Consider the following 9,187-nt stretch of genomic DNA (forward strand, 5'->3'; position numbering starts at 1 on the left):
GCGATTTTGGGGGCGTAAGTGGTGCGGGCGGCCGGAATCGAACCGGCACTCCTATACAGGAACAAGATTTTAAGTCTTGCGTGTCTACCAATTCCACCACGCCCGCTGACTGACCGCTGATTTAGGGAAGCGGGGGGAGTCGGGCAAGTCATTTATCAGGTTTGGCGCCTGATTTTTTGCGATTTTTTTCTAAGGCCGGTTCCGTCCGAGCGAATCGTGACTTTCCACCCAATCGCCGCCGACCACGGCTGAGGCGAGCGACAACTCGCCCGCGAGCACTGTGGCCGCGCAAATTTCAACGAACTTCAAGGCTTTCCCAGCGCCGTAGCAATCCAGAACTTCCAAGCATTCTCTCTGCGTCGCCAGGCCTGTGCCGCCGCCATAGGTTGCGACGATGAGCGAGGGCAGAGTGATCGACCAATAAAGCGAGCCGTCATCGTTCAGCTCCACATAAGTGAGGCCGGCCTGACTTTCGGCCACATTGGCGGCGTCTTGACCCGTTGCGATAAAGAGCGCGGCAAGCGCATTGGCGGCGTGTAGTCCATTGTTGCTTGTCCCGGCCAGCATGCCGCCGAGCGTCGAGACTTGTCGGGCGCGATACATATCCTTGGTTTCGACGCGTAACTTCTCCCGCACTAAATCTGCGGGCAGGGTGACTTCGGCCACGACACGCGCGCCTCGGGAGTGGAGCGTATTGATTTGGGAGTGCTTCTTATCGGTGTCGATAGCGCCGGACAGGGTATAACGCGTCGTGAAACCGCAATTTTTGATAATCCATTGGCAGGCAGCCTGCGCAGCCTTGCCTGACATATTTTGTCCCGCCGCATCGCCAGTTGTGAAATTCATCCGCAGATAGCGCATTTTCGACACGCCATATTGTTCAATATGGCTTAGTTTGCCGACAGAACTCGTTGAATTCGCGGCCTTTTTCACGCCGTCTAAATTATCGGCCAGCCATTGACCAAAATCCCGTGCCCGACGCGCGCTCTCAAAATGAAAGACAGGGGCGCGCTGCATATATCGTTCAATAACCGTGGTTGTGACTCCGCCTGCCGCCCGTAAAACGCCCATTCCGCGGGAATAGCTTGCCACCAACGTGCCTTCGGTTGTCGCCAATGGCACGTAAAAGTCGCCCGTGGCGTGCTCGCCATTTATCGTCAACGGCCCGGCAAGTCCGATCGGAACTTGCGTCGCGCCAAACGCATTTTCGATATTCCCGGCAAGAGAGGCGGGATCAAAACTCGTCTGGCCGGTATGCGGCAAGGAGACAGAACGCTGAGCTTCGAGAAAAGCTCGCCGTTTTTCCATCATTTCGGCGCTATAATCGAATGTTTTATCTCTTGGAATAGAAGGGGATGTCATACGATATCTTTCCACAAAGCGAGTGATCTCGCAATTAACGTCTGAAATTAGCGCTCATGCAAAAAATTGCTATCGTGGGAAAATTCCCACAACGGGTTTACATTTTTCTGTAACCTCCTAAATAGCGCCTCTGAGAAACGCGTGGGAAATATCCCACGGGAATGGAAGGCGCGATATGAACGACGATATTATCAAACGCAGTAAGGCCCTGGCTGAAGCGACAGGGCAGTCTCTGACGACGATTTCACGGAAGGTTTTCAATGATGGCAAGACCCTTACGCGTTTACAAAGCGGCGGATCTCTGACGACCAAAACCCATGATCAGGCTTTGACGAAACTTACAACAATGGAAAGAGAGGTTGCGGCGCAGTCTGGACTGTCCCTGACACACCTTGATCGTCTGGAAGCCGAGAGTATGCACATTATGCGCGAAGTCGCGTCCCAATGCGAAAACCCTGTTATGCTTTATTCTGTCGGTAAGGACAGCTCTGTCATGCTGCATTTGGCGCAGAAGGCGTTTTATCCCTCGCCTCCGCCATTCCCGCTCATGCACGTCGATACGCGCTGGAAATTCAAAGATATGTACGCCTTTCGCGACCAACGCGCGAAAGACGTGGGCATGGAACTCATCGTACATATCAACCCGGACGGAGTGGAGCAGGATGTGGGCCCTTTCACGCATGGTTCTGCGGTGCATACGGACATCATGAAAACCCAAGGCCTGAAACAGGCTTTGGATAAGTATAATTTTGATGCGGCCTTTGGCGGGGCGCGCCGGGACGAAGAAAAATCCCGGGCGAAAGAACGCATTTTCTCTTTCCGATCTGAAAGTCACCGTTGGGACGCCAAAAATCAACGTCCCGAGCTTTGGAATATTTATAATACCCGCGTCCAAAAAGGCGAGAGTATGCGTGTTTTCCCGCTCTCCAATTGGACGGAGCTGGACATTTGGCAGTATATCCACCGCGAAGCGATCCCTATTCCCGATCTATATCTGTCTAAGCCTCGCCCAGTCGTGGAACGCGACGGCGTCTTAATTATGGTGGATGATGATCGTATGCCTCTGAAAGAGGGCGAAACGCCGGATATAAAATCTGTCCGTTTCCGTACATTGGGCTGCTATCCTTTGACGGGCGCGGTCGAAAGCGAAGCCGCGACCTTACCGGAAGTCATTCAGGAAATGCTGCTGACAACAACGTCAGAACGCCAAGGCCGGGTTATCGATTCTGATGCCGGGGCCTCCATGGAACAGAAAAAAGAAGAGGGGTATTTCTAATGGCCCATCTTCAAAAATACCTAATCAAGACATATACGCCAAAAATTGCTTTTCCATCTCTTCTCCCCGCTTGCGGGGGGAAGTCCCCGACAGGGGGATGGGGGGTAAGTTTTAACTCCAGTCAATATTTTGCGAATATCCCCCCATCGACCTCCGCTCCGCTCCGGCCACTTCCCCCCGCAAGCGGGGAGAAGAGATTAAATTTAGAAAATACGCTCGGAGGAGACCTCTAATGGCCCATCTCGACGATTTGATTGCTACGGATATCCAAGCTTACCTTCAGGCGCAGGAAAGCAAGTCTTACTTACGTTTTATCACTTGCGGATCGGTAGATGACGGGAAATCCACCCTGATTGGCCGCCTGCTATACGACTCAAAACTCATTTATGAAGATCAGCTTGCCAGCATTGAGAAGGATTCAAAAAAATCCGGCACTCAGGGCGATAAAATGGATCTTGCCCTTTTAGTGGACGGTCTTGCCGCAGAGCGCGAGCAGGGCATTACCATTGATGTCGCCTATCGTTTCTTTTCGACTGATAAGCGTAAATTCATTGTCGCAGATACGCCGGGCCATGTTCAATATACGCGTAATATGGCAACCGGGGCCTCCACCGCCGATGTCGCCATCTTGCTAATTGACGCCCGCTACGGCGTCCAAGAGCAGACCCGTCGTCACGCCTATATCGCGTCTTTGCTTGGCATTCGTCATGTTGTCGTTGCGATCAATAAAATGGATCTAAATGGATTCGATCAATCTGTTTATAACGACATCGAGGTTGACTTTCGGAAGTTTGCAAAAGACCTTGATTTTAAAGACATTATTTGCGTTCCGATATCCGCTCTGGACGGAGATAATGTCATTCAACGTTCTGATCGATCTGGTTGGTATCAGGGACCGACTCTTCTGAGTTATCTTGAAAATGTTGATGTTGAAGCGAAGTCCTTAGAAGCGCCTTTCCGACTTCCGGTTCAGTGGGTCAATCGCCCTAATCTAGACTTCAGAGGATTTTCCGGCACAATCGCGGCAGGCGTCATCAATCAAGGCGACGAGATTATTGTGACGCCGTCCGGCAAACGTTCTCATGTCAAAGAGATTGTAACTTTTGACGGCAATAAGAAAACCGCCCGTGAAGACATGGCGGTCACTCTGACGCTGGAAGACGAGATTGATATTTCACGCGGTGATATGATTTGCCGAACGGACGCTCCGGCAGAGCAAGCGGATCAATTTCAAGCCAATATTATCTGGATGGACGAGAGCAAATTGTTCCCGGGCCGCCAATATATGCTGAAAACAACGAACTCTAACACGCCGGCGCGCGTGACGACTTTGAAGCACCGCATTGATATTAATGACTTTTCTGAAGTTGCAGCCAAAACGCTCGAGCTTAATGAAATCGGCGTTGTGAACCTCAGCCTGTCCAAACCTATCGCTTTCGATCCGTATAAAGATAACCGGCATACGGGCGCGTTCATCCTGATTGATCGCCAGACCAATGCGACGGTCGGCGCCGGGATGTTGAATTTCGCTCTTCGGCGTTCGCAAAACGTCGTTTGGCAAGATATGGCGACTGATAAAACGGCGCGGGCTGGGCAGAAGGGTCAAAAACCTGTCCTGCTTTGGTTTACGGGACTTTCTGGGTCTGGGAAGTCTACGATTGCTAATTTGGTCGATAAGCAGCTTCAGGCCATTGGGAAACACACCTATACGCTGGACGGCGATAATGTTCGCCATGGCCTAAACCGCGACCTTGGCTTCACCAAAGCGGACAGGATTGAGAATATTCGCCGCATTGGGGAAGTCTCGAAACTTATGCTCGACGCTGGATTGATAACGATGGCTGCATTCATTTCGCCGTACCGGGCCGAACGGGATTCTATCCGCGAAATGCTGGCAGGTGATGAGTTCATAGAGATTTTTGTCGACACGCCGCTCGAAGTCGCCGAATCCCGCGATGTGAAAGGGCTTTATGCCCGCGCTCGCGCCGGAGAGATTAAGAACTTCACCGGAATTGACTCAGAATACCAACCGCCTAAAAATGCGGAAATTACGGTAAATACCGTTGATAGTAGCGCCGAGGAAGCCGCCAAAATGATCGTCGATTATTTGTTGGATAACGCTTATCTGGAAACGCAGTCCAAAAACTTCTCAGATGGCGGCGGAATTTAAGCGGGATTAGCGATGGCGGATTTTGATGTCTTCAACGGAGATGCGGACGGGATTATTTCGCTTGTCCAGCTCCGCCTGGCCGAGCCGCGCGAAGCGCAATTGGTCACAGGGCGCAAGCGCGACATTGAACTGCTAAAGCGTGTCGATGCAGGGCAGGGCGACCGCGTCACCGTTCTGGACGTGTCACTCTCGCGGAATCGGGATTCCCTGGAGCGTATTTTGACCGCTGGCGCGGGGGTTTATTACTTTGATCATCATCACGCCGACCCCATTCCGTCTCACGAGTATCTGGAAACCTTCATCGATACATCGCCGGAAATGTGCACAGCGCTTTTGGTCGATGATTATCTCGGGGAAGCTTATCGTGCATGGGCAGTCACGGCGGCGTTTGGCGATAATTTCCCGGCTCTCGCCCGTCAAAAGGCGGCACATCTCGATTTACCTCTGGAATCGTTAGAGCGCCTTGGTCTGCTGATAAATTATAACGGATACGGCGCCGATCTGTCGGATTTGCATTTCCACCCCGAGGCTCTGTTTCGGGAATTGGTCAGGTTCGAAACGCCCATGAAATTCCTATCCGCCAAAACTGGCATCTTTGCCCAGCTCGAAGCGGGCTATGAGGCGGATCTCGGAGCTATGGCGGAGGGTTCCGTGGTTCTGGAAACGGAAAGTCACTACGCCGTTATCCTCCCGGATGCGGCGTCATCGCGCCGGATGTCCGGACTCCACGGCAATGAGCTGGCGCAGACAAACCCTGAGAGAGCCCACGCGGTTCTTACGCAAAAATCCGGCGGTTTTCTCGTCAGCCTGCGTGCGCCTCTCTCCAACAGACAGGGCGCGGATGATCTGGCTATGCAATTTGAAACGGGCGGCGGACGTTCTGCGGCGGCCGGGATCAATCATCTGCCAGAAGGTGATCTAGACACTTTCCTCAAAGCCTTTCAAGGCGCGTTTTAAACAAAACGTGACTTGCGCTTGGCCGTCTAAACAGAGAGGGTGAGCCATGCAAAGTGAGAACATATCATTTAAAGGCGCCTTTGGCGACGAGCTCTCCGCGAGGCTTGACCGACCCGACGGCAACGAGATCAAAGGCTGGGTATTGTTTGCTCACGGCTTTTCCATTGGCAAAGACCTCAAACCTATCCGGACAATTTCCAAGGCCTTGGTCGAAGAGGGATACGGAATGTTACGGTTTGATTTTACCGGGCTGGGACAATCCGGGGGCAACTTTTCTGATACGAATTTTTCCTCGAATGTCGCCGACATATTAGCCGCGGCGAAATACCTCCGCGAAAATGAAATGCCGCCCTGTATTCTTATCGGCCATAGTTTTGGCGGCACGGCGTCGCTCAAGGTCGCGGATGAGATTCCGGAATGTAAAGCGGTCGCGACAATCGGCGCGCCTTGCGACACCACACATATCGTTCACCAATTCGCGGATCAGATTGAGGAAATTGAGGAAGAGGGGGAGGCGAAAGTTTTGCTCGGCGGACGGCCTTTCATCATTAAAGAGCAGTTTTTAGATGATATCGAAAACCACGACATCGCGATGGAAATTGGCGACCTGCCGCAAGCGCTCCTCATCTTTCATTCGCCGCAGGACGCTGTTGTCGGCATCGAAAATGCGGCGCATATTTATACTAAGGCAAAGCATCCAAAGAGCTTCGTTAGCCTAGACGGCGCTGATCACCTGTTACTGCGAAACAAGAAAGACGCCGATTATGTCGGACGGGTTTTGGCCGCCTGGTCTTCGCGCTATATCTCGGACTAGCCATACAAAAAAGCGCCCCATTTCGGAGTGAAATGAGCGCGCTTTAAAAAGTCTGACTGAAGATTGAGCTAAGAGCTGACGTCAACTTTCAAGGCATCTTTGGCATCTCCAATAATTTCTTGGAGGTCACCTTTGGCCTTTTGAAGTTTGCCTTTGGCTTTCATTGACGGGTCATCAGTGGCGTCACCGATTTTTTCTTTTATTTTACCGTCTTGCCGATTGGCTTTCGCCTTCTCATGGTCATCAAATTCATCAGTCATTACATCAGTCCTAGCTGGGTTTCAGTCCAGAGCGTCTTTGGCGTCGCCAACAGCTTCCTGAGCTTTCCCTTTAGCTTGCTGATATTTGCCTTTGGCTTCCAAGCTTTTGTCGTCAGTCGCTTTACCGGCTGCTTCCTTAGCTTTACCAGCGGCTTTGTTTCCGGCGGATTTTACATGTTCTTCTTCCATTGTGATGTCTCCTTTCATTAGACACCTATACTACGTGCTAGCCCTTGCTCTCGTTCCGTTAAGACTATTTTTGTGTCCAAAGTGTAAGGGAAAGCATGATTTCGCCGGCCAAACCCGCTAAAGTTAAAGCCAAAATGGCGTCTCGCCCCTATTTTGCGGCGCTGGACGGGTTCAGAGGCTTGTTTGCGATATTAATCGCGGTGCATCACACGAACTGGTTTTCCTACTTAAACTACCGCACATTTATCGATGATGCCTTTTTCATGCTGGATATGTTTTTCGCTTTTTCCGGCTTTTTAATGTTCACTCTATACCGCAATCATTTAAGCGGGTCGGCGCAGGCCAAGTCTTTCATCGGCAAACGCTTTGCGCGTCTCTACCCGCTTCATTTATTCACCTTCGGATTATTTTTTGCTTTCGCCGTTTTCAGGCTCTGGGCGCATAAAGTGGGACTTGCGACGCATGAACCTGGGGAGGTCTTGCCCTTTTCACCGGAGGCCGCGGATAATTGGTGGTCCGCTTTCACCAATCTGACCCTCACGCATTCTATGGGGCTGAACGATTCGCTGAGTTTCAATGCCCCGAGCTGGACAATCAGTGTCGAGTTTTTTGCCTATTTCGTATTTGCCGGTATGATGCTCTGGGCGCCGCCGAAAAAGCTCTGGCATTTCGGACTCATGGCTCTGGGCGTTGCCGGGGCTTACGCCGCTTTATACAACCTCAAGCCCAATATGGACATTACCTATGACTATGGGTTTCTGCGCTGCTTGGGTGGATTTTTCACGGGCGTCCTCGGCGCTTGGGCCTTTGCGAAAGTCAAAGCCCATCAAGAGGCAAGTCCAAAACCTATGACGCTCAAGACGGCCTCGGCTTTAGAGGTGACTTACTTAGTGGTTTGCTCAGTCTTCATCTATTTCTCAGGCGGAATACTCCAATTTTTTGCAGCGCCGTTAATTTTCGGCTTCGTTGTGCTGTTCGCTTTGGACGGCGGATATATCTCGAAATTTATGGGATTGCCCGTCTTTCGCTATCTCGCAAAAATTTCCTACTCGGTTTATATGAACCATTTCTTCTTGGCGATAATCTTCGGCGTCGTCGGCACGCGCCTGTTCCCGGGAATTGTCAGCGGCGGAGACGGGGCAGGCCTAGCCGGCGATCTTTACCTCATTCCTTACCTGGCGGTCGTCATTGTTATGTCCCATTTGACATATCACTACATCGAAGTTCCCGGCGGAAAATGGATCGGCAATCGCCTCAAAGCCCGAAAGACATCGGTGCAAAACGCAGCCCGGACTTGAGTTTAAAGCCGGGCTGGTCTAACCGCTTGCCGACTTTAAAAGGACGACGCAATGGCTTCTGACCGCTATAATGACCTGGACCAGTTGGGACAAAACAACGGCCTGCCGCAATCGCCGGACGAGGCTGTTTTGGAACGGGTTAAAAACCCTTGTCCCGAACCATATATGGTGCGTCTGGTCGCGCCTGAATTCACTTCCATTTGCCCGGTCACAGGCCAACCCGACTTCGCCCATTTGGTCGTCGACTATTGCCCCAAAGACTGGATCGTAGAGAGTAAGGCTTTCAAACTTTTCCTTGGAAGCTTCCGAAATCACGGCGATTTTCATGAAGCCTGCACAACGGGAATTGGCCGCCGCCTCGTCAAAGAAATCGAGCCGACCTGGCTCCGTATTGGCGGCTATTGGTATCCGCGCGGCGGAATTCCGATTGATGTTTTTTATCAACACGGCAAAGCGCCAGAAGGCGTCTGGATACCGGATCAAGGCGTCCCACCTTACCGCGGACGAGGATAAACAAACCAAAGGCGGGCCAAAGGGCCCGTTTTTTGTGTTTTCTTCAGGAGGCGGGGAAAAGCCTACAACATTATTTTCCCTTAACCTCCTGATTTTACGGCTTTCCAGTAACCTCGTCCCTACATCCCAAATCTCACCTATACTCACCATGTGACGTTTGAGGACCGCATATCGCAAGGGGAGCCGCTTCCCGACCTTGCACCGCTACGGGCGCAATATGCACTTCTCTGTGCGCAGCTCCTCGCCGCGATTATTCATCCGGACGCTGCCCTTGCTCTTGCCCGCCAATTACGGCGGCATGTCCGCGGGATGATACAGGCCTCGCAGGCCCATTTCCGAAGCCGCCAG

At 51.9% G+C, this 9,187-nt stretch carries 10 protein-coding genes and 1 tRNA gene; 7 read left to right on the plus strand and 4 right to left on the minus strand.

Going from position 1 to position 9,187, the window contains the following annotated elements; translation table 11 throughout:
* Window positions 1-19: 19 nt before the first annotated feature.
* Window positions 20-106 (minus strand) — tRNA-Leu (locus ACNA05_RS12915).
* A gap of 83 nt (window positions 107-189) precedes the next feature.
* The gene (locus ACNA05_RS12920) at window positions 190-1,362 is read right to left on the minus strand and encodes a hydroxymethylglutaryl-CoA reductase (protein ID WP_415811921.1); all 1,173 of its coding nucleotides are present in this window, start codon (window positions 1,360-1,362) and stop codon (window positions 190-192) included.
* Window positions 1,363-1,708: 346 nt separating this feature from the next.
* Between ACNA05_RS12920 and cysD the strand changes: the two genes are divergently transcribed.
* The 4 genes from cysD to ACNA05_RS12940 all read left to right on the plus strand — a co-directional run bounded on the left by cysD (window position 1,709) and on the right by ACNA05_RS12940 (window position 6,579).
* The gene (gene cysD, locus ACNA05_RS12925; RefSeq protein WP_415811932.1) at window positions 1,709-2,638 is read left to right on the plus strand and encodes a sulfate adenylyltransferase subunit CysD; all 930 of its coding nucleotides are present in this window, start codon (window positions 1,709-1,711) and stop codon (window positions 2,636-2,638) included.
* A gap of 232 nt (window positions 2,639-2,870) precedes the next feature.
* Window positions 2,871-4,808 (plus strand): sulfate adenylyltransferase subunit CysN, encoded by a 1,938-nt coding sequence (gene cysN, locus ACNA05_RS12930; RefSeq protein WP_415811922.1) that lies wholly within the window; start codon window positions 2,871-2,873, stop codon window positions 4,806-4,808.
* Between the two features lie 12 nt (window positions 4,809-4,820).
* Window positions 4,821-5,765, plus strand: a complete 945-nt coding sequence (locus ACNA05_RS12935; protein WP_415811923.1) for a DHH family phosphoesterase — start codon at window positions 4,821-4,823, stop codon at window positions 5,763-5,765.
* A gap of 46 nt (window positions 5,766-5,811) precedes the next feature.
* The gene (locus tag ACNA05_RS12940; protein ID WP_415811924.1) at window positions 5,812-6,579 is read left to right on the plus strand and encodes an alpha/beta hydrolase family protein; all 768 of its coding nucleotides are present in this window, start codon (window positions 5,812-5,814) and stop codon (window positions 6,577-6,579) included.
* A gap of 68 nt (window positions 6,580-6,647) precedes the next feature.
* On the opposite strand, the gene ACNA05_RS12945 is transcribed toward ACNA05_RS12940, so the two are convergent.
* Window positions 6,648-6,839, minus strand: coding sequence for a CsbD family protein (locus ACNA05_RS12945; RefSeq protein WP_415811925.1), 192 nt, complete (start codon window positions 6,837-6,839; stop codon window positions 6,648-6,650).
* 21 nt (window positions 6,840-6,860) lie between these two features.
* Complete coding sequence (locus ACNA05_RS12950; protein ID WP_415811926.1) at window positions 6,861-7,028, minus strand: CsbD family protein; 168 nt, start codon at window positions 7,026-7,028, stop codon at window positions 6,861-6,863.
* Window positions 7,029-7,123: 95 nt separating this feature from the next.
* Between ACNA05_RS12950 and ACNA05_RS12955 the strand changes: the two genes are divergently transcribed.
* The 3 genes from ACNA05_RS12955 to ACNA05_RS12965 all read left to right on the plus strand — a co-directional run.
* A complete protein-coding gene (locus tag ACNA05_RS12955; protein ID WP_415811927.1) occupies window positions 7,124-8,326 on the plus strand; it encodes an acyltransferase family protein in 1,203 nt (400 codons plus the stop codon).
* Between the two features lie 51 nt (window positions 8,327-8,377).
* Entirely contained in the window at window positions 8,378-8,839 is a 462-nt protein-coding gene (queF, locus tag ACNA05_RS12960; protein WP_415811928.1) for a preQ(1) synthase, read from the plus strand.
* Between the two features lie 150 nt (window positions 8,840-8,989).
* The coding region (locus tag ACNA05_RS12965; protein ID WP_415811929.1) for a hypothetical protein at window positions 8,990-9,187 on the plus strand (198 nt) is incomplete at its 3' end.

The organism is Litorimonas haliclonae (genome assembly GCF_965138505.1).
In the GTDB taxonomy this organism is placed as follows: domain Bacteria; phylum Pseudomonadota; class Alphaproteobacteria; order Caulobacterales; family Maricaulaceae; genus Litorimonas; species Litorimonas haliclonae.